The following is a 19,316-nucleotide window of genomic DNA, read 5'->3' on the forward strand; positions in this document are numbered from 1 at the left end:
CTAAAATGTGTTTGGCAGGATTATTTCAAGGGGGATTGTAGTTCATCAATTGACGAACACAAATATCTAATTGAAAAAGAATATGAAATCCAAAATTACAAAAGCCGCAATGGTAGTGACCCTATTGGGTGCTTCATCGCAATTATTCGCACAAGATACTAACCCAGACGCAACAGGACGTTTTGGAAAAAAAGAATTCCGCACCTGGTCAATTGGCGCCCATGCTGGCGTACTTAGCTCAAACACTATTTTTAACGGGGCCCAACGTGATTTTAATACTGCTAAAGAGACATTAGGATATGGTGGTTACATCAAAAAACAAATCCTTCCAGCTTTAGGACTTCAGGCTGATTTCCTTGCAGGAAAAGTAAAAGGCTCGAGAGCTTTAAACCAACTTGGTACTCCAGCATACCTGGACAACACTGGTTTTGATACCCGTGTAGAATGGTCTGCAGCTTTAACAGCAGTATACAATTTGGCTAACATCAGCATCAATAATGAGAATGCGATGTTGATCCCTTACGTTAAAGGTGGTGTGGGTTACATGTCATCAGGTGGTGATACTTATAACGGTGCCATTACTTCAAGAAATCCATACAAGGAAAAATATTTCATCCCTGTAGGTGCAGGTTTCAAATTAGGTGTAGCTAAAGGCATTAACTTAGACTTTGGATATGATGTAAACTTTGTAAAATCGTCTACATTTGATGGTTACAACACTGGTAGATTTGATAAATTCTCTTATGGTCATGCAGGTTTAGAATTTGCATTGGGAAGCAAATCAAAACCACAATTACAAAACTACAGCTCATTGGCTAACTTGCGTAACGAAAGTGCAGAAGAAAGTGCAGCTTTAAGAAATGCATTGTCTACGGCAGAGCAAAAAATCGAGAGAGATAGAGAAATCTATGCTAAAGAAATGGGTGATGATGATAAAGATGGCGTAGCGAACAAATTTGACAAATGCCCAGGCACACCTGCAGGAGTAGTTGTTGATGGTTCAGGATGTCCATTAGTAGCTCCAGCAACCATTATCAGAGAAAAAGTAATCATTACTGAAGCTGACCGTAAGGTTGTTGCTGAGGCGATTAAAAACTTAGAATTTGATTTAGGAAAAGCAACCATCCGTGCTAAATCTTATCCTACTTTAGACCGTGTTGCGGCCCTGTTGGTAGAGAAAAACTTTAGCTTGAAATTAGCTGGTTATACTGACAACACTGGTTCTTTAGCGTTAAACAAACGTTTATCGAAAGACAGAGCAGAAGCAGTAAAAGCTTATTTAGTAGCTCAAGGTGCTAATGCTGATCGTATTGAAGCAGTAGGTTACGGACCAGATCGTCCAATTGCAAGTAATAAAACTGCAGCTGGTCGTCAGGCAAACCGTAGAGTTGAATTTAATTTATTCTAGTTTAATCAATTCATAAGAATGAAGACCGGCAAGCGATTGCCGGTTTTTTTATGCCTAAAAAGTATCAGGCTCACGTTCTGGCAATGCTATTCCTGCCACTTTCATCATCCCTGTGGCTTCAGAAATACTGAATGTCAATTTCATACGCTCCATATCCGTACGATCGATCGCAGCACAAACATTAAACTCTTCGATTTGATAGCTGACGGTTATAGTCCCCTTCCCTGTTCCATCCAACTCCAGGCTGTCTGCTTCCAGGTTAACCTGACGTACCTTCTCTCTGGAATGATAGCCTTGCAACAGCAGCTCCAAAGGCTCCAGATGACTATTTAACACCTCCAACACCGCAGTTTTCGGATTAGCGTTATAGGTTGAATGGAATACTTCCGGTAGGTTAATATTTAGCGTATGTTGCATAATTCTTGATTTAGGACTAAAATAGCGTTTAATCCTTATACAAGAAAAGGCCTGAGTTATTAACCCAGGCCTTTTCTAATTCAGCAGTATTTTATTATGCTGTTTTTTCTTTCGGCACAAACATAATGGAAGCAATCACCGACAGGATCAGAACCCCACCTACAATCGATAATGAAAGTGGTGAAGAGATGTGATAGAACGGTGCAATCACCATTTTAACCCCAATAAAGGCTAGAATGATTGCTAAACCATATTTTAACAAGCTGAACATATGAATGAAGTTCGCCAATAGGAAATACAAGGCTCTTAAACCTAAAATTGCAAAAATATTGGAAGTGTATAAGATCAGTGGATCATCAGGAGCAATCGCAAAAATCGCTGGAATAGAATCTACTGCGAAAAGTAAATCTGTAAACTCAATTACTGCAACTACTACCAATAATGGAGTGGCCATTTTTACTCCGTTTTCAACGGTAAAAAATTTAGCACCATCAAATTCCTTGCTTACTTTAAAGAACTTGTAAATCAAACGCGCACCTGCACTCTTGCTAAAGTCTTTTTCTTCATCATCGTCGTCATCTGCAACCCATGATTTGATACCCGCATAAACCAAGAACAGACCGAATATCAACAACACCACATTGATACGCAATACATGTCCAAACAGCGTCATTTCAGGCAAATAGGTTAGATTAATCAGTCCTACACCTGCAAAAATGAAGATCGCACGGAATACCAAGGCTCCAATAATACCCCAGAACAGCACTTTATGGTGTAATTCTTTTGGTACTTTAAAGAATCCAAATACCAGGATAAAAACGAAGAGGTTATCTACTGACAGGGCCTTTTCGATCCAATATGCCGATTGAAATTGCGTAAACTTTTCAAATCCGGAAGTCACGTAAATCACGCCACTAAATGCCATAGATAAAGTAATCCATACTATGGACCATATTGCAGCTTCTTTACTGGTTACGGCGTGTACTTTTTTATTAAAAACGCCCAAATCCAGTAGTAACATCACCAGAACCAGCACTCCAAACCCGATGATTACACCGGGATGATTGATTAAATTATTATCCATGTTTCAATTATTGTTTTTTTTACTTTGATAAAAATGCTAAAAAAGATCGGTTTTAAGCATTGCTTTTAAAATATTAGCCTGTACATCAAAATTATTCATATGTTCCAGGAAATCTATATCTGAAATCTTCAGGTAATTCTCTTCCAGAAGGTCGATAATTTCTTTTGGGATATAGGTTTTAAGGGCCGCTGCACTACTTTCCAGCTTATCGTTTTTATAAGAAAGCTCCTGAACCATCTTTTCCTTTTCAGATAGACTGTTGGTCCAGTCGATCCCCTTAAGCTGCTCCAGCTCACAAAACAGGAAGAGGTTCCTGTTGGGGAAAAAGAGGAAATACCGGTCGACTTCTACAAACTTATAAACCTCAATGATCATTTGCCCCGACTTCAATCCACAGTAGAACTCCGTTTTGAAATCATACTTACAAAGGCTGCCCATTAATTTCTTTTCGATAGTTGCGTGTATATTCAAATACACCTCTTTCGGATCGTACTGAATCAGTTCAGACAACTGATCGGGGCTAATGTTATAATAAAAATCTTTAGCATATCTGGAACTAAATGAATTGATGTTTTTTGAAAAAGGAAAATCCGTGCTTAGGTCCGACAGCACTTCAAACAACTTTCTTAAAGACAAATTGATCTTTAAGGCTTGTTTCTGCTTGTCCAGATTAAAGTTCCGATCTGTAAAGACCGAATTACTCATTCGCTCTATCAGCTCCTTATTCAGCTCTATTTCATCATAGATCAGGCTAACATTCTTCTCATTATTTTTCTTAATCTTTCTGAGCAGTTCGATAACACTGGCAGTAAACTGCACATGAAAAAGTTCCAGTTTATCAATATCCAATTCTTCGTTCTGCTCAAATAGCTGATGAATCACCTGGCTACGCAGGTATATTTTATAAACCGCTTCCTCTTCAAAAAACACAGAGAGCAGCTGTAAACGGCTGATCTCTGTGCGGGATTCCTTTAAAATATAATTACGGCGGTCATCCATTGATTTTTTTAATTAACGCGCGTCACGTTTTTCTTCAATTCAGTTTCAAGAGTTTTCAATTCTCCATCCAACACTCTTCTGCTCTTCTCTCCTTCTTCATGAATTTTCTTCACCTCATTCAAGGTTTCGATCAACGATTGCGTAGTCATTTTCAGGGTATCAAGGGATACCACTGTTTTTTCATTTTCTTTGGCCACATCAATACTATTCTGTTTCAGCATTTCTGCATTCTTCTGTAGAATGGTATTGGTGGTATCAGAGATCTTTTTCTGCATTTCTACATTGGCTTTTTGCCTTTGTAGTGCTACAGCAATGGTCAGCTGATTTTTCCATACCGGAATCGTAGTAGAAACAATAGACTGCGCTTTTTCAGCGATAGAAGTATTGTTATTTTGCACGACTCTGATTTGTGCCAGGGATTGCAACATAATAAAGCGAACAATTTTCATGTCTGCTAAACGTCTGTCCAGTCTGGTCACGAAATCCCTTAAATCTGCGATCTCATAATCCTGGAAATCTGCAGGTCTACCTTCCATTTCAGCAAGTTTCAGTTTCAGCTCCTCATACTTCAGTTGTCCCGAAATAATCAGCTCTTCCATCTGGTGGATATAGCTCACATTGTTATCAAACATCGTTTGCAATGAGCTATTGTCCTTGATAGAATTTAAACGACCTGCTTTAATTTTATTCGTGATTTTGTCAATGTTATTGACCACCACATCATATTTTTGAAAGAGTTTCTTTACATCAACAACCAGATTCTTCAGGAAAGGGATTTTCGAAATAAAAGATTTAAAACCACTCTGCTCCAACTCGGTAACATCAATATAATTCAGCTCAGTCAGTAATTCATTAATCAATCCGCCTACGTCGCCGCTGTTATAGGTTCTTACAGATGATAAAAAATCATTACTGTATTTCTCCATAGAGTTCTGCGCTTCTACCCCATAATTCAGGATAGAATTCACGTCAGAAGGCTCTAATGATTTATTAATCTCAGTATATTTTTTGACCTCTTCCGGGCTGATTGTTGTCAAATCAACATTTCCATCCTTATCCAGTTTTACAGGAACCGGACTAAGGCTTTGGGTATTATTCTGGTTTATTTCCATAATTCAATAAAATGTTCCTTTACCTTTAGAGTCTACAGATAGCTTTGTGTTACTGTATTCACAGTTTCTTCTAATTTCTTGTCTTTGGTAGGCTCTCCGATTGCATTGAATTTCCATTCTCCGTTTTTCTTGTAGAAGACACCCAATACCATAGATACATGACCAGCAAAACCTGCGCCATTTGCAATATCATAAGTTGCAAATACTTCTCTTACTTGTTTTGGAGTTCCTTCGTAAATACGAATAGATGCGAAAGGAAGCGTTGCAAAATCCTGACCTCTAAAGCTATTCAATACGAATGCCACGTAATCAACAGTCGGGTTAAGCTGGGTAAAATCTAAGGTAATCACCTCATTATCTAAACCATCATCACCACCCATATCGCCGGTTAAATCATCACCGCTATGTTTTACTGCACCATCTTTAGATTTCAAACTACCGAAATAGATCACATCTACCAGTTGTTTTTTCTCATTATACAAGGCACAACTTGCATCCAAATCTACTGCTTCTTTTGTTTTACCAAAGCCAAACATGCCTTTTTTCTCAATGGCACCCCAGTTAATTCCTACACAAATGTTTTGAAGCTTGCTTCCGTTACTCTTTTCAAGACTGATACGCTGTCCTTTTTGAAGATTGATTGCCATAATTTCTTATTGATATTTATTTAAATAATCTTGTAAACCACCTTTCATTCCCATTCCTACGGCTTCGAATTTCCATTTTCCTTCACGTTTGTAAATTCTACCGAATTCTACTGCAGTTTCAATTGAAAAATCTTCTTCAAGTTCGTATTTTAAGATCACCTCATTGGTAACCGTATCAAAAATACGCACAAAAGAATTTCTAACCTGACCGAAATTCTGTTTTCTGCCTTCTGCATCATGGATGGTTACGACTACACAGATCTCATTCACTTTAGGATCTATTTTGGTCAGGTCGATTTTAATTTGCTCATCATCACCAGACCCATCACCCGTTAAGTTGTCACCTGTATGTTCTACTGCACCATCAGGAGAAACCAGGTTATTGTAAAATACCAGGTTTTGATCCGATACTAACTTCTTTTGATCATCCAATATAAAAATGGAAGCATCTAAATCAAATGCGGTACCCGTAGTAGAACTATTGGTATCCCATCCAAGACCGATCGTAAATTTAGGGGCATCGATGTTCTCCCTTTGTCCTTTTTGCAAGTTAATTGCCATATTTTATGTGTTTTTAAATTATAATCAACTGTAAATAATACCGGTTCCAGCGGGTCTTTTGTCTAGCAAAAATCTAGGATTACAAATTCCAGCCACCAAAATCAACCACTATAATCAGTACCTGCAAAATATCAATTTTTAAGGGAAAAAACTAGCTTTTTAATGTAAAAATCATGTTTTTTATCGCCTAACGTCATCCTATTTGAAGATTTGATGACAATTATTCTCTGCAAGGTATTTGCCATCCTGAATTCCTGGTAAATAGCCCCCCTTCTGTACTGTACAGTAAGCTTTATGGAAGACCTGTATTTTGTAAAGTGTATAAAATGGGCTCAAACTGACTGCTGTATGAGCACCTGAACCCTCTTTATTTACTAGGCCTTTCAACCCTGATTGAAAGGCTATTTAAGCCTATAAAGAGCTATCAAACCCCTAGCAAAGTCTTATTAAAAGTCAAGCGGATTTGGACTCCACCAGCAAACAATCTCAATTCATTCTACAAACAACACTAACTTAATAGCTAATGTATCAACCCTATACACAACCGACACTAAAATACTTTTGAAAGTGAGGAGAAAAAATGAGCTAACAAAAAGCTCCTGCATAAAAATGCAGGAGCTTTTTCCTTCAAACAAATAGGAGCCTTAGCTCAGTTTGTAGTCCTGCTGCTGCAGATAGCTTTTCAAATGATTGAGATTCTCCTCATAAGAAGGAATCGTATGGTAACTATTTCCCAATGATAAATCATATAAACTGTTCATAAATTCAGGAGTTTGTCGGTCTATGAAAATAGAAAAACTTTCAAAATCACAGTTCAGGATATACTTTACAATTCTTGTGTTCACTGCAAAGTTTCCACTTTTAATGATTTCATCCAGGTCAAAAATAGATTTCACCAAATGATAGTTCAGGTGATTTTCCACATTCGGATGGATGTCTTTATTGACCAATTCGGCGAAATAAAGCATATGAATGTCGTTTTTCAGACCATATTCTTTGACCATTTTCAGAATCATCCGCTCATGGCTTCCCGTAATCTTGATATCATCAAGAAATAGTAAAGTTTTACCTTCCAGGAAATCCTTATCGATATGAAAAGAATCGTTACCAATTAATCTCATGCGTTCTTCTGCACTTAATCCACCATAATCTTCCTTATAGGTAATGGTTCTATGTACTTTTGCTTCTTGTATCACCAATCCTCCATGAGCAACCAACCAACGGTTCAACTGTGAGACAAAAGCATTTTTCATCGCAAATGTTGCAGTTGGAATGAAACAATAAGGGCTGGAAATGACTACGATTTGCTCGGTAATGAGATTCTCCTGTAAGTAATATTTAATAAAACCATCGGCTAGATCTTTTCCGAATGACTTAGATACCAGATCATCACCGAATTTAAAGCGACTGTAATCATCGGCTGAAAACCCGAAATTAACGGTATCATTTATTTTATGCAGGGAATAGGTATATGGAATCATGAGAGTAAGTGTGAAATTAATAAATCATTTGAATTGATGAGCAGCGTATTGATCCCCATAGCTTTGCCTCCCTTAACATCTGCAACTGGGTTATCACCAATGTGAATGATCTCTTGCAATCTGATTTCGGGATGCTTCTCCTGGTCAATTGTATCTAGCATCAGCTTAAAAAATTCGGGATTAGGTTTAGATAAACGTACTTCATCCGAATATAACTGAAAATCCAGCAAGTCGGTCAGCTTCAAATTTTCCAATACTTTTCTCAGGGTTACACCTTTGATAAAGCCGGTATTACTTAAAATATTTGTAGTACTCCGATCTGAAGATTTCAGCTCGCTTAATACACTCAATGATTCTGAATTGTATAGCAAGGGCATGTTATTCAACAACAGGATTTCCATTTCCAGATACAATGCTGCTGTATCCAGTCCTTGAAACTCCGTTGAATAATCATTCATGATGCTGATTACCATCAGGTACATTTCATCAGCATCGATATTCTTACCCGTCTTTTCGTTGATGGCATTGACCATTAGATCCACCTGCCTAAAAATCAGCGCAACCTCATCGACACTTTTCTTTTTGGAATTGTAATGGGCATGAAAATATTTTGTCCTTTCTGTTTTGAAAGCAGGATTAGACTTGATCAATGTCAACCAAAGATCAAATGAATAGTGTTTATAAAAAGGCATCTGTGTGTTTAAATTTCCAGTTTAGAATTGAATAAGCGCCGTAATGTTACAAATTTCGTAAGACTTATTTGATTTTATCCAGAGGTTTTCTCTTATTTAAACTGGAGTTTTTATATTTACTTGGACTCAAACCAGTAATCGATTTGAATTGTGCAGAAAGGTGCGCGCTGCTACTATAACCCATTTTATAGGCTATTTCGTTCAGGTTCAGCTCTCCGTATTCCAGTAGTTCTTTTACCTTTTCGATTTTCTGTTGAATGATATATTTTTCAATGGTGATGCCCTCTACGTCAGAAAACAATCTACTCAGGTAAGCATAATCTTTATCCAGGCGGTCTGCAATAATGGTGATGAGACTTTGATTGATTTCATTCAGGTTGGAATAATGAACCAGCTCAATGACTTTGTTTTTCACCTGCTCCACCAGTTGATCTTTCTCCTTATCCATCAGTTCGAACCCCAGCATCTGCAGTGTAGCAGATATGTCCTGTAATTGATTTTCGTTAGGATCAGGAACCACTTCAACCTTACCCAAGCTGATGTCATTTACTTCGAAATGAAGTTGCTCCAGTTGCTGACGAACAATCATCACACAACGGTCACACACCATATTTTTTACATATAACACCATAATTCTATCTCCCGGGAGGTTTAAATCTAATTGCAAAAATAATGTATTTGCGCAACTAGCACTTACAAAATCCTGCTTAAAACTTACATAATTAAAACGAAAAGCATCCGATTATGTTTGGATAAAACATCAAGTTCGCGCAAATGCTAAAAGTACAAAACCTATATTTGCAAAATCTAATGACAAAACAAAAATACTTCCTCCTTATTGTATTATTAGGCTCCCTAACTGCCTTAGGACCTTTTTCAATCGACATGTACCTTCCTGGATTTCCGGCCATTGCAAAAGACCTGAACACAACCGTACTCAAAGTATCCTTATCACTTTCCAGTTACTTTATTGGAATCTCTGCCGGACAGCTCCTTTATGGGCCACTATTAGACCGTTTTGGACGGAAAAAACCATTATATATCGGCCTTCTTGTTTATATCATTGCCTCTGCATGTTGTGTATTTGCAACCAGTCTGGATGCCTTGATCATTTTACGTTTTATGCAGGCGATAGGAAGCTGTGCCGCAGCAGTTGCTTCAATTGCTATGGTGAGAGACCTTTTTCCTGTAAAAGAAAATGCCAAGGTTTTCGCTTTGCTAATGCTTGTGGTAGGCGTTTCTCCAATGATCGCTCCTACCCTGGGTGGTTATGTAACCGTTGCCTGGGGATGGCATTCTGTATTTATCATTTTGATGGGCTTAGGAATCCTGAACCTAATTGCCAGCTGGCTTTGGCTACCAGACGGTTATAAACCGGATACCAGTCTTTCGTTGAAACCACTTCCTATTCTCAAAAACTTTCTTTCTGTGGTCAAAGATCCACAGTTTTACACCTATGCCTTTACAGGTGCATTGGCTTTTTCAGGACTCTTTGCTTACATCTCCGGTTCACCGCTCGTTTTCATAGATATCTTTCAGGTATCTGAAGAAGCTTATGGCTGGATCTTCGCGTTATTAGCAACCGGCTTAATTGGCTCCAGCCAGATCAATACGCTCTTATTGAGGAGATATAAAAGTGAGCAGGTAATTTTTGCCGCTTTAAGCACCCAGGTTCTGATCGTTTTATTCTTCTTAATTGGTAGTATCAATAACTGGTTCGGCCTAACGGAAACGGTAGTCCTGCTATTCTTATTCCTCTCTTGCCTGGGTTTAACCAATCCAAATACCTCTGCCCTATCCCTTGCACCATTTAGCAAAAATGCGGGTACTGCATCTGCACTAATGGGTGCAGTTCAAATGGGGCTGGGCGCTTTGGCTTCTTTTGGCGTAAGTATGTTTGAACTAAAATCTGCAGTTCCTATGGTAGCCATTATGACTGGAACCACGGTTCTGGCTTTAATGCTTTTAGTGATTGGAAGAAGGAATATTAAGGTTCAAATCGAAGAAAGTAAAGACACCTCTGCTTTTATTCACTAATTTTCAAAAGGTCGTAGGGGTAAACCCTCATTGCGTTGTCTCATTTCAAAATCAGACAAAAATGAGGACTACAAACGAGAACAAAACATTAAAATCATTTAAACCAACTTATCAGGCGATCGCAATTGCGGGCCTATTACTCTCCGGACTAAATGGATTTGCACAGCAAGATGCGAAGGCCAATACTGGAGAGGGAACCGAAAAAGGAATCGGAAAAATCCATATCGGCCTGGTTTACCCATTGAGTAGCAATGGAACACACGCTCCTTTGGATACCAACAACTTTTCCCTTCATTTACTTGCAGGAGTATCTTCTGTTGAAAAGGGGTTTAGTTTCGCAGGATTTTCAAATATTATCCGGAATGAAGCTACAGGAACTCAAATTGGGCTATTCTCAAATCATATTGGCAAAAAAGCAAACGGCTTTCAAATTGCTGGTTTTCTAAATACTTATGGATCGGCTGAAGGAGCTTCCTTTGCAGGATTTGCGAACATTTCCAAAGGGAATGTTAAAGGGGCACAATTTGCAGGCTTCAGCAATATTGCCAAAGATGTACATGGCGCCCAGCTTGCAGGTTTCATGAATACAGCAAATGCCGTAAAAGGATCACAGTTGGCTGGTTTTATCAATTTAGCCCGGAAAAATGTATCCGCATCACAATTGGCAGGTTTTATCAACAAAGCTGAAGATGTGAAGGGCTCACAATTTGCAGGATTCATCAACATTGCTAAAAAGGTAAAAGGCATTCAGGCCGCAGGGTTTATCAATATTGCCGACAACAGTGATTACCCGATCGGGATCATTAACCTGGTCAAAAGAGGGGAAAAAAGCATCAGTTTGACCACAGATGAAACGCAGACATCCATCTTGTCTTTCCGCTCTGGAGGAAAAGTGACCTATGGTATCTTAGGGATCGGTTACAACCTAAAAAACAAAAAAGAAGTCTATGCAATGGAAGCTGGTATTGGTGCCCATTGGTTTCAAAGCTCATTTTTCAGACTTCACACCGAATTAACTGCAACCGTACTGGAAAGTTTCAAAACCGGGGAATATTTTAAGTCCTCCTTCCGCGTTTTACCTGCTTTAAGGATAGGAAATCACCTGGAATTGTTTGGAGGACCATCGATTAATTTCCTAAGCACCAATACCACCGAAGGCAAAAACCTCCACAAGAAATTCATCCGCACCTGGGGAGATCCCGCAGGCAGCTTCCAAGCCTTATACCTGGGCTATTCCGGAGGAATTCAATTCATTTTCTAATTCATTCTTTAATCCAACACCTATGGCAACCCTAACTACCCAATGGCTGGACTTTCTACCACTGTTTGGAGCGACAAAAATCGACTTTGCAGACAGTTATCTGATGCAAAAAGAAGCTCCAAATCTTATCGCTTATGCCCTGCCCGCTGTATTTATTCTCGCGCTATTAGAATTCCTGATGTCTCATTTTGGGACACATAAAACTTATGAAAAAGAAGAAACGCTAGGTTCTATATTGGTAGGATTAGGAAATCTGGCAGTCAACCTGCTGATGAAAGTGGTGTTAGTTTATGGTGCAATCTGGATTTACAACCTGTTGCCATGGCGTATGGAATTGAATTGGTGGACCTTAATCCCCTGCTTTATTATATACGATTGCTGTAGTTACTGGTCGCATAGGATCTCCCATTTCAACCGTTTCTTTTGGGCAACCCATGTGGTACACCATTCTGCAGAACACTATAACCTGACAGTTGCTTTCCGCCAAAGCTGGGTACAGCACTTCAAAACAGTGTTCTTTATTCCGGTTGCCTTAATGGGTTTTCATCCGGTAGTCTTTCTGGTGGCAAGTCAGCTGAGTACCCTCTATCAATTCTGGGTGCATACCGAAGCCATCGGAAAGATACACCCATTTTTTGAAAAGTATTTTGGGACACCTTCCAATCACCGCGTACACCATGGAAGTCAGGAGAAATACCTCGATAAGAATTTTGGGGCTACTTTTATGATCTGGGACCATTGGTTTGGTACTTTTCAATATGAAGAAGAGCAACCAATCTATGGATTAACAACTCCTATTGAAAACAAAACCAATCCTTTTGCATTGAACTTCCATGAATACCGGGATATGCTAAAAGATGTAAAAGGAAGTGATGGTGTGAGAGAGTGCTTGTTTTTCATTTTCGCCAGTCCGGGGAAAATTTACCGACATAAACTGAACAAAGATCAAAGACCGCAACCAGCCGAAGAGATCCGCAGTAAAACAACTGCTATTGTATTAATGATTATGTTGTTATTGACACAGGTGGTCGATGCTCAACCCTTAAAAAACAATGAGCCTCTTCCCGTTCCAAATGGGAAAAACCTCTTATTTTTCCTTCAAAGAACGCCCGACGCGAATACAGTGGTTTATGAGCTTAATTATAAAGCAGACGGACTATTAGACCCGAAAGCACCTGTTAAAGGCTCCTGGGTCAGATATGAGGAACAAGGACGCTTAAAACCCCTCAGCAACATAGAAGAAAAATTCGCTTATGGTTTAAAATCAAAAGCATTGGGTAATGAAACGTATGAAATCCGACTGGCAGCTTATCAAAAAATGCCGATGTATCTGATTAAATCAGAAACAGACCAAAAATACCATATCTATATCAAGGATGAGGGACGCAACCATTTATTGAAACGGGTATTTGTAAAAGTTAATGGAGGTTCATTCTGGTTTCCAAAAGTCGTTTACATTGATCTGATTACAACAAACTCTGAAACTGGTATAGAAATGCTAAAGAGAATTGACATTTAAAGCAACGGACGCTTAATTATGGTTGAGATAACGGAATAAATTGAAAGTATTCCATCACATCAGCCAAAGAAAAAATATATTTGACAAGAACTAAACGTGTGAAGCTAATAGATCCCCAATCCCCAAATCAGGAACCATTCAATGATGTTGAGTTTGAGCTATTGTTCAAAACACATTACAAAGCACTGCATGCTTATGCTTTTGTGATGCTGAAGGAGCATGAGCTAGCGGAAGAGATGGTTCAAGGGATGTTTATGAAATTCTGGGAGAAGCGCGAATTGCTGAATATACAGTCATCGCTGAAAGCTTACCTCTATAAGAGTATTTATCATGACTGTTTGAATTACCTCAAGCACGAAAAGATAAAATTCAAACATCAAGAGTATACACAGCACAGCGCTCCCCCCTCATCCGAATCTGCTTCTGCACGATTGGAAATGAGCGAATTAGAAAAAAACCTTAGCCGGGCTATGAATGATTTACCTGAGCAATGCAGAACCATTTTTCAAATGAGCAGATTTGAAGAACTCAAATACAGGGAAATTGCCGATCAGTTAGGCCTGTCCATTAAAACGGTTGAAAACCAAATGGGCAAAGCACTTAGGGTATTGCGATTAAAGCTATCCGATTTCCTGGTTCTGATCCTATTAGGAATCCTATACTATAAAGATTTTTTTAATTAACACCATGGCAATGACTGATGAATTATTGATAAAGTTTCTATTGAAAGAAACCAGTGAGGAAGAAACCACTGCTATTGAAAAATGGCTGGCAGCCGATCCTGCGAATATCTCGGAATTTCTGGAATTAGAGAAAATTTGGGAACGCAGTCAATTACTCGCGCCAAAAAGCCCCGTAGATGAAACCAAGGCCTGGCTTAACTTCAAAGAGAAACTGAGTAAAAAAGAAAAACCTTTGATCCAGGCAATCGAGAACACAATGCCTATCAAAGGAGTAATTCCTATGAAAAGAAAGTACACCTGGATAAATATAGCTGCTGTTTTTGTACTGATGATTGGTGCCCTGATTTTTTACGAGGTATTGACAACAGAAAAGTATATGGAGCTGGCCGCAAACCAGGAGGTCATTGTTCAAAAACTTCCGGACGGCTCAGAACTCACCATGAACAAGAAATCGGCGCTCAGCTATGCGTCGGAATTTAAAAAAGACCGCAGCATACGCCTGGATTCTGGTGAAGTGTTTTTTAATGTGGCTCCGGATAAAAGCCATCCTTTCATCATCGAGGTTGATGAGGTATCCGTTAAAGTGGTAGGAACATCCTTTAATGTAAAACACATGAACCAGCAAACAGAGGTCATCGTAGAAAGTGGCATTGTGAAAGTGAGTTTAAAAGGAGAAACCATTAACCTAGTTGCAGGAGAACGGGTACTCATCAAACCAAGCTCTACACAACTCCTTAAAGAACAAAATCAGGATCAGCTCTACAACTATTACCGAACCAAGGTATTTGCACTTAAAAATACGGAGTTATGGAAGCTGGCCAACGTTCTTAATGAAGCTTATGATGCTAATATCAAGGTAGATCCTGCCATTAGAAACCTGAGCTTAACCACAACTTTGAAGCAGAATGCAACCTTAGATTACAACCTGGAGATCATTTGTCAGAGTTTAAATTTAACCTATAGCAGTAATGGAAAAGAAATACTGCTCTCTAACAAGAAATAATGAAGACCAAACTTAGCCTGCTTTTCCTTTTCTTTTTTCATATTGCCGCAGCCCAGCAGCCGCCCGGAATAGCGGGCAACCTGCAACGAAACCTTTCCCGACGCCTGAGTTTTACGGCAAAGCAAGAGCCGATTAGTCTGGTGCTGGATAAAATGAGCAAAGCCGGAGATTTTTATTTCGCCTATAATGGTGCGCTGTTTAACCAGGACAGCCTGGTGAACCTAAACATTAAAAATGTACCGGTGAGGACGGTTTTGGACCAGATGTTTCAAGGCAAAGTGGATTATAAAGAAAATGAAAATTACATCATTTTACGTTATGCCGTTAACCACCTGACCATTGAGCCAGAAAACATCACTACCGCCGACAATCTATATTTGATTAGCGGTTATGTGATCGACACTGAAACCGGCCGCAAGGTAAAACAGGCTAGTGTATATGAAAAACGGCTATTACAATCCACGTTGACCGACAACGATGGCTATTTCAAATTGCGTTTCAAAGGAGAACATAAAGAGGTAATCCTAACTGCCAGTAAAGAAACTTATAGAGATACTGCACTGGTTTTCCTCTCAGACATTACCATTAAACCGGAATCTTATGATGATCCGGACAAAGAAAAAGGGGCTAAGTTTTCAAATGCGATTGAGGAATTAGGCATTGGCCGGTTTTTCATCTCTTCAAAGCAAAAAATCCAGAACATGAATATCCCTAACTTCTTTGCGAATACCCCTTTCCAGACCTCCCTTACCCCAGGTTTAAGTTCTCATGGAATGATGAGTTCCAAGGTAGTCAATAAAGTTTCATTAAATATTATTGGTGGTTATACTGCCGGGGTAGACGGCTTTGAGATGGCCGGAGTTTTTAACCTCAACAAAGGAGAAGTAAAAGCACTTCAGGTAGCCGGGGCCTTTAATGTGGTTGGTGGTTCAGTACAGGGAATCCAAATTGCCGGTTTGCATAATGATGTGCGGGCAAATGTGAAAGGGCTACAGGCTGCAGGTGCCTTAAATGTGGTAAAAGGCAATATAGAGGCTTTTCAAATAGCAGGAATTGCCAATCTGGTGAAAGGTGATATGAAAGGCTTCCAGGCTGCGGGTGCCCTGAATGTAAACAGCGGAGAGAAAAACGGGTTCCAGGTTGCCGGTTTAATCAATATCAATTCGCGAAATTCAAGAGGTATAGAGATTGCAGGTTTAGGTAATATCAGCTCCAGAACAGCGTCAGGTCTTCAAATTGGAGGCTTGTTCAATATCGCAAAGAAAAATACAGGTTTTCAATTGGCCCTCTTAAATTTTTCAGACTCTTCTACTGGGACCAGTTTAGGGTTGATCAATATTGTAGGTGACGGTTACCATAAAATTAGTGTCTCTACCAACGAATTAGTGCAAACTAATATCGCTTTAAAAACCGGGAATGCGAACCTTTACAACATCCTCTTTGTAGGAAAAAGTTATTCCGACACAGCAAAAATCGCGACGTTTGGCCTTGGTTTCGGACATGATATCATTTTCAGCAAACGCCTGTCTGCTGCCCCTGAACTTAGCTTCCAATACCTGTATCTGGGCAATTGGAAATATTCCAATGTCTTAACCAAATTGCAGCTCAATTTACAGGTACAGTTGTTTAAAGGCTTTACGGTATTTGCTGGACCATCCTACTCCTACTATAACAGCGATGCGCCTAGTGGGGCGAGTGCTAAAAACTACAAGCAACAGATTGTCCCAGACAAACACCATAATTTTAGTGGAAATAATAAAGGTTGGTATGGCTGGAATGCCGGCATCACGCTTTTCTAAAGAGATCAGGTTAACAATTCCAGCAGATCCTTCATTCCGGCAACTGCAGATTTTTCAATTCTAATCGCCTGATGGCTATTTTTAACCTTTGGAATCACCGGATCTATGATGTACATCGGGCTATGTGCGGGAACAAAATCAACTAAACCCGCAGCAGGATACACTGCCAATGAGCTGCCCACAAGTACAAATACTTCTGCTGATGCACAAATTCTCGCCGCTTCTTCAATCATCGGAACATCTTCTCCAAACCACACTACGTGTGCCCGAAGTTGTGTCCCCAATTCACAAAGTTCCCCCATTTTAAGCTCCCAACCTTCGATTGGATAGGTTAACTGAGGGTCGCTATCGGATTGAGAACGGGTAATCACGCCATGCAAATGGCTTACCTGAGTAGAACCTGCCCTTTCATGCAAATCATCGACGTTTTGAGTAATGATATGAACATCATAGTCGGCCTCCAATGCGACCAATGCGCTATGCGCTTCGTTAGGCTGTGCCGATAGCACCTGTTTCCTTCGCTGGTTATAAAAGTCCTGAACCAGTTCTGGGTTTTTACGCCAGGCTTCAGGTGTAGCCACATCATAAATATTAAAACCTTCCCATAGCCCATCCGTATCCCGGAAAGTTTTCAATCCGCTTTCGGCACTGATGCCAGCTCCGGTCAATACCACTAGTTTCTTTTTCATAGGGATCAATTGATTAAAACAACTCCATTTTGATAAATGAGCTGATTACCTGACAAAGTACCGTATTTTCAGGAAACAAAAAAATCCCGGGTGGTTGAGGAGTCTGCTCCGCAACAATCCCGGGATTGCTTATTCATGTGCTTAATTAAAAGCGTTTTTTTATGCTGCTTTTGCCAGGCTTAGCGCTGGGTATTTAGCTTTTAACAGCTCAAATGCGCCGAACATCACTGCTCCGTAGGCGATTGTGCCGTAAAGGAAATTCAATTCAAAAGGAATTGCATTGATTAAACATTGTCCGTAACCAGCTAATGTTGCTGGGTAAATGCTTGGTGCATACATTGGACCAATATCACTCAAGATCCAGTGAAGGAAAACGCCGATAAAAGTAGAGGCCATAAAAGTACCTACATTTATTTTTTTCATCATCAGTTTACCAACGCCTACCATTGCAATAATTGCAATATATGTCCAGTACCAGCCTGCATAGAAAAAGCCGTATCCTGACATTTTTGCAATAAAAATATCGCTCAGAACCAATACCAACATTGGGAAAGCAAATGCTTTAACGTTGTTATTGAAATATGCGCCGCCAAATAAGGCAATTGCTCCTACAGCTGAAAAATTAGCGATCTCTTTAAAGTCGCCAGACAATGGGGCTGCAATACGGATAATGCTTACAAAAATGATAATCATTAACAGGATTATCGAACGCGGGTTGAATTTAGATTCAGACATATTCATTTATATATTATAATAACAAAGTTATATTTTTTCCACGGCATAAAAAAGCCTATGGTATCAACGTTTAATGGAAGGCAAACATTGAAGGGAAATAATAACCACTGAAAGGAACAGTTTTACTCAATGTTCCAGTTTTCGCATCATAGATATTCAAGAAATTAACTGCTGAATTTGCTCCAAAACCAGGCAACATCGTTGTCGTTACAATCTGATCTCCTTGTGCATAATAGCCCAGGTTCTTTTTATAGAAAACTTGTTTATCAGTAGCGGTAATAAAAGGTTTGTCTAAGGATGTTTTATCACCGGAAACATATTTGTAAATATCCTGACCACCACCCCAAGAATTAGGCATTTTGATCATAAACACTGAATTTTCCTTAGTAGAAGCGATAATTGGCGAAGAAAACCAGGCACCAAAAGTACCAAAAGTAGAAAACGGCAGTTCTATGGCCTCAGTTTCCAAAGTTGCAGGATCAGATTTATACAGGTTTTTACCAATGGTGTACCATACTTTTCCATCCGGTGTTCTGGCAAAACCCATAGTTACACCAGCGATTTTCTTTTGAACTGAAAGGTCAGAAACATTGTAAATCACTGCACCTTCTGATTGAGAAAGTGTGTAGATGTACTTGTCTGTTTTCAACATATCACCAATCTGTCCTTTAGTTCCTATTAATTTAAAAGTTGGCTTTAGCGTTTTAAGATTCACCAGATAAATTCCATCGCTACTGCTTAAAAGGCCATTATTTTCGTCGATACCGACAAATGCACGCCAATCATATTCTGATGAGGCAGGGATTCTACCGACTTCTTTCATCGTTTTCGCATCGGTTACCACTACCGGACCTTTTGCCTTACTGATGATATATAAGTTTTTATTGAACACTGTACCGTATTGTACGGTAGAACTTGTTGGTTCAAAACCTTTTCCATCGTTCTCTTTTTGAAATACACTGTCTTTTAATGTTCCATTAGCGGCGTCATAAAATGACACTGATCCTGTTCCATGGCCAAACCATCCTTCATTGATGATAAAAAAACCATTTTGATATTTCCCGGGAGTTTCGATCGGGTCTATGATTACAACTTGTTCTGTGTCTTTCTTACATGAGAATAGCGCAGCGGATAAAAGAGCTGCTAGTGCTAATCCTTTAAAATTGGTGATCTTCATTTAATTGTTTGA

At 39.3% G+C, this 19,316-nt stretch carries 19 protein-coding genes; 7 read left to right on the top strand and 12 right to left on the bottom strand.

Translation table 11 applies throughout. The features are described from left to right. Positions 1 to 82 precede the first annotated feature (82 nt). The gene (locus R2S10_RS06340; protein ID WP_316839604.1) at positions 83 to 1,408 is read left to right on the top strand and encodes an OmpA family protein; all 1,326 of its coding nucleotides are present in this window, start codon (positions 83 to 85) and stop codon (positions 1,406 to 1,408) included. Positions 1,409 to 1,462: 54 nt separating this feature from the next. On the opposite strand, the gene R2S10_RS06345 is transcribed toward R2S10_RS06340, so the two are convergent. From R2S10_RS06345 to R2S10_RS06385, 9 genes are all read right to left on the bottom strand, one after another. After that, a complete protein-coding gene (locus R2S10_RS06345) occupies positions 1,463 to 1,825 on the bottom strand; it encodes a hypothetical protein (RefSeq protein ID WP_316839605.1) in 363 nt (120 codons plus the stop codon). Between the two features lie 94 nt (positions 1,826 to 1,919). Then, positions 1,920 to 2,909, bottom strand: coding sequence for a TerC/Alx family metal homeostasis membrane protein (locus R2S10_RS06350; protein ID WP_316839606.1), 990 nt, complete (start codon positions 2,907 to 2,909; stop codon positions 1,920 to 1,922). Between the two features lie 36 nt (positions 2,910 to 2,945). Then, positions 2,946 to 3,908 (bottom strand): hypothetical protein, encoded by a 963-nt coding sequence (locus R2S10_RS06355; protein WP_316839607.1) that lies wholly within the window; start codon positions 3,906 to 3,908, stop codon positions 2,946 to 2,948. An 8-nt stretch (positions 3,909 to 3,916) separates the two neighbouring features. Continuing rightward, positions 3,917 to 5,020: a toxic anion resistance protein gene (locus R2S10_RS06360; protein ID WP_316839608.1), complete on the bottom strand. Its 1,104-nt coding sequence runs from the start codon at positions 5,018 to 5,020 to the stop codon at positions 3,917 to 3,919. A 32-nt stretch (positions 5,021 to 5,052) separates the two neighbouring features. After that, positions 5,053 to 5,667 (bottom strand): TerD family protein, encoded by a 615-nt coding sequence (locus tag R2S10_RS06365; RefSeq protein WP_316839609.1) that lies wholly within the window; start codon positions 5,665 to 5,667, stop codon positions 5,053 to 5,055. A 6-nt stretch (positions 5,668 to 5,673) separates the two neighbouring features. After that, positions 5,674 to 6,228, bottom strand: coding sequence for a TerD family protein (locus tag R2S10_RS06370; protein ID WP_316839610.1), 555 nt, complete (start codon positions 6,226 to 6,228; stop codon positions 5,674 to 5,676). A gap of 644 nt (positions 6,229 to 6,872) precedes the next feature. Next, positions 6,873 to 7,709, bottom strand: coding sequence for a phosphoribosyltransferase family protein (locus tag R2S10_RS06375; protein ID WP_316839611.1), 837 nt, complete (start codon positions 7,707 to 7,709; stop codon positions 6,873 to 6,875). Continuing rightward, entirely contained in the window at positions 7,706 to 8,401 is a 696-nt protein-coding gene (locus R2S10_RS06380) for an HAD family hydrolase (RefSeq protein WP_316839612.1), read from the bottom strand. Before R2S10_RS06380 ends, R2S10_RS06375 begins: the two co-directional genes overlap by 4 nt. A gap of 64 nt (positions 8,402 to 8,465) precedes the next feature. Beyond that, the gene (locus R2S10_RS06385) at positions 8,466 to 9,068 is read right to left on the bottom strand and encodes an AraC family transcriptional regulator (protein WP_316839613.1); all 603 of its coding nucleotides are present in this window, start codon (positions 9,066 to 9,068) and stop codon (positions 8,466 to 8,468) included. 143 nt (positions 9,069 to 9,211) lie between these two features. On the opposite strand from R2S10_RS06385, the gene R2S10_RS06390 reads away from it, so the two are divergent. The 6 genes from R2S10_RS06390 to R2S10_RS06415 all read left to right on the top strand — a co-directional run bounded on the left by R2S10_RS06390 (position 9,212) and on the right by R2S10_RS06415 (position 16,703). After that, entirely contained in the window at positions 9,212 to 10,438 is a 1,227-nt protein-coding gene (locus tag R2S10_RS06390; RefSeq protein ID WP_316839614.1) for a multidrug effflux MFS transporter, read from the top strand. Between the two features lie 61 nt (positions 10,439 to 10,499). After that, a complete protein-coding gene (locus R2S10_RS06395) occupies positions 10,500 to 11,699 on the top strand; it encodes a hypothetical protein (protein WP_316839615.1) in 1,200 nt (399 codons plus the stop codon). A gap of 22 nt (positions 11,700 to 11,721) precedes the next feature. Beyond that, the gene (locus tag R2S10_RS06400; RefSeq protein WP_316839616.1) at positions 11,722 to 13,218 is read left to right on the top strand and encodes a DUF4833 domain-containing protein; all 1,497 of its coding nucleotides are present in this window, start codon (positions 11,722 to 11,724) and stop codon (positions 13,216 to 13,218) included. Positions 13,219 to 13,298: 80 nt separating this feature from the next. Continuing rightward, a complete protein-coding gene (locus tag R2S10_RS06405; RefSeq protein ID WP_316839617.1) occupies positions 13,299 to 13,901 on the top strand; it encodes an RNA polymerase sigma-70 factor in 603 nt (200 codons plus the stop codon). Between the two features lie 10 nt (positions 13,902 to 13,911). Further along, entirely contained in the window at positions 13,912 to 14,904 is a 993-nt protein-coding gene (locus R2S10_RS06410) for a FecR domain-containing protein (protein ID WP_316839618.1), read from the top strand. Continuing rightward, on the top strand, positions 14,904 to 16,703 hold the full coding sequence (locus tag R2S10_RS06415; protein WP_316839619.1) for an STN and carboxypeptidase regulatory-like domain-containing protein: 1,800 nt from the start codon (positions 14,904 to 14,906) through the stop codon (positions 16,701 to 16,703). The genes R2S10_RS06410 and R2S10_RS06415 overlap by 1 nt, the downstream gene beginning before the upstream one ends. Before the next feature lie 5 nt (positions 16,704 to 16,708). On the opposite strand, the gene R2S10_RS06420 is transcribed toward R2S10_RS06415, so the two are convergent. The 3 genes from R2S10_RS06420 to R2S10_RS06430 form a co-directional block, all read right to left on the bottom strand. Continuing rightward, positions 16,709 to 17,392, bottom strand: a complete 684-nt coding sequence (locus R2S10_RS06420) for a Sir2 family NAD-dependent protein deacetylase (RefSeq protein WP_316839620.1) — start codon at positions 17,390 to 17,392, stop codon at positions 16,709 to 16,711. Between the two features lie 159 nt (positions 17,393 to 17,551). Beyond that, entirely contained in the window at positions 17,552 to 18,133 is a 582-nt protein-coding gene (locus R2S10_RS06425; RefSeq protein ID WP_316839621.1) for a DUF6580 family putative transport protein, read from the bottom strand. 64 nt (positions 18,134 to 18,197) lie between these two features. Beyond that, positions 18,198 to 19,304 (bottom strand): DUF5074 domain-containing protein, encoded by a 1,107-nt coding sequence (locus tag R2S10_RS06430; RefSeq protein WP_316839622.1) that lies wholly within the window; start codon positions 19,302 to 19,304, stop codon positions 18,198 to 18,200. Positions 19,305 to 19,316 lie beyond the last annotated feature (12 nt).

Origin of the sequence: Pedobacter gandavensis (assembly GCF_032678745.1) — a bacterium.
GTDB classification, from domain to species: domain Bacteria; phylum Bacteroidota; class Bacteroidia; order Sphingobacteriales; family Sphingobacteriaceae; genus Pedobacter; species Pedobacter gandavensis_C.

What these genes read in the sequence shown, in the direction of transcription:
- R2S10_RS06340 (WP_316839604.1), top strand. Translation starts at nt 83, where the DNA reads ATGAAATCCAAAATTACAAAAGCCGCAATGGTAGTGACCCTATTGGGT.
- R2S10_RS06365 (WP_316839609.1), bottom strand. Translation starts at nt 5,667, where the DNA reads ATGGCAATCAATCTTCAAAAAGGACAGCGTATCAGTCTTGAAAAGAGT.
- R2S10_RS06345 (WP_316839605.1), bottom strand. Translation starts at nt 1,825, where the DNA reads ATGCAACATACGCTAAATATTAACCTACCGGAAGTATTCCATTCAACC.
- R2S10_RS06425 (WP_316839621.1), bottom strand. Translation starts at nt 18,133, where the DNA reads ATGAATATGTCTGAATCTAAATTCAACCCGCGTTCGATAATCCTGTTA.
- R2S10_RS06430 (WP_316839622.1), bottom strand. Translation starts at nt 19,304, where the DNA reads ATGAAGATCACCAATTTTAAAGGATTAGCACTAGCAGCTCTTTTATCC.
- R2S10_RS06375 (WP_316839611.1), bottom strand. Translation starts at nt 7,709, where the DNA reads ATGATTCCATATACCTATTCCCTGCATAAAATAAATGATACCGTTAAT.
- R2S10_RS06360 (WP_316839608.1), bottom strand. Translation starts at nt 5,020, where the DNA reads ATGGAAATAAACCAGAATAATACCCAAAGCCTTAGTCCGGTTCCTGTA.
- R2S10_RS06350 (WP_316839606.1), bottom strand. Translation starts at nt 2,909, where the DNA reads ATGGATAATAATTTAATCAATCATCCCGGTGTAATCATCGGGTTTGGA.
- R2S10_RS06390 (WP_316839614.1), top strand. Translation starts at nt 9,212, where the DNA reads ATGACAAAACAAAAATACTTCCTCCTTATTGTATTATTAGGCTCCCTA.
- R2S10_RS06410 (WP_316839618.1), top strand. Translation starts at nt 13,912, where the DNA reads ATGACTGATGAATTATTGATAAAGTTTCTATTGAAAGAAACCAGTGAG.
- R2S10_RS06370 (WP_316839610.1), bottom strand. Translation starts at nt 6,228, where the DNA reads ATGGCAATTAACTTGCAAAAAGGACAAAGGGAGAACATCGATGCCCCT.
- R2S10_RS06380 (WP_316839612.1), bottom strand. Translation starts at nt 8,401, where the DNA reads ATGCCTTTTTATAAACACTATTCATTTGATCTTTGGTTGACATTGATC.
- R2S10_RS06420 (WP_316839620.1), bottom strand. Translation starts at nt 17,392, where the DNA reads ATGAAAAAGAAACTAGTGGTATTGACCGGAGCTGGCATCAGTGCCGAA.
- R2S10_RS06355 (WP_316839607.1), bottom strand. Translation starts at nt 3,908, where the DNA reads ATGGATGACCGCCGTAATTATATTTTAAAGGAATCCCGCACAGAGATC.
- R2S10_RS06395 (WP_316839615.1), top strand. Translation starts at nt 10,500, where the DNA reads ATGAGGACTACAAACGAGAACAAAACATTAAAATCATTTAAACCAACT.
- R2S10_RS06415 (WP_316839619.1), top strand. Translation starts at nt 14,904, where the DNA reads ATGAAGACCAAACTTAGCCTGCTTTTCCTTTTCTTTTTTCATATTGCC.
- R2S10_RS06400 (WP_316839616.1), top strand. Translation starts at nt 11,722, where the DNA reads ATGGCAACCCTAACTACCCAATGGCTGGACTTTCTACCACTGTTTGGA.